Annotated in this window: 1 protein-coding gene; it reads right to left on the reverse strand. The window is 47.1% G+C overall.

Features of this window, described 5'->3' with window-relative positions:
- Positions 1-734 (reverse strand): Ig-like domain-containing protein (locus tag V5290_RS17320; RefSeq protein WP_333388771.1); only part of this gene is annotated, 734 nt, incomplete at both ends.

Consider the following 734-nt stretch of genomic DNA (forward strand, 5'->3'; position numbering starts at 1 on the left):
GTTTCTGTATTGCCATCTTCATTAGTGTACGTAAATTCGTCTTCACCATTGAAGTCTGCATCTGGAGTGTAAGTCACGGTACCGTCAGCGTTAATCGCTACTGTCCCGTTTGTACCATCGGTGACTGACGCAACAGGAGATGTGACACCATCTGCATCGGTATCATTTGCAACGACATCGATAACCACTGGTGTATCTTCATCAGTTGTTGCGCTGTCTGCTACTAATACTGTGTCATCGGCAACTGGATCAACCGTCACTGTGACTGTTTCTGTATTGCCATCTTCATTAGTGTAAGTAAATTCGTCTTCACCATTGAAGTCTGCGTTTGGCGTGTAGGTCACGGTACCGTCAGCGTTAATTGCTACAGTCCCGTTTGTGCCGTCTGTTACTGACGCAACAGGAGATGTGACACCATCTGCATCGGTATCATTTGCAACGACATCAATCACCACTGGGGTATCTTCATCAGTCGTTGCTGAATCAGCTACTAATGCTGTGTCATCGGCCACTGGTTCAACCGTCACTGTCACCGTTTCTGTATTGCCATCTTCATTAGTGTAAGTAAATTCGTCTTCACCATTAAAGTCTGCATCTGGCGTGTAAGTCACGGTACCGTCAGCGTTAATCGTAACGGTTCCGTTCGTGCCATCGGTTACTGACGCAACAGGAGATGTGACACCATCGGCATCCGTATCATTTGCGACGACATCGATAACCACTGGCGTGTCTTC

Origin of the sequence: Psychromonas arctica, from assembly GCF_036697365.1 — a bacterium.
Classification (GTDB): domain Bacteria; phylum Pseudomonadota; class Gammaproteobacteria; order Enterobacterales; family Psychromonadaceae; genus Psychromonas; species Psychromonas arctica_A.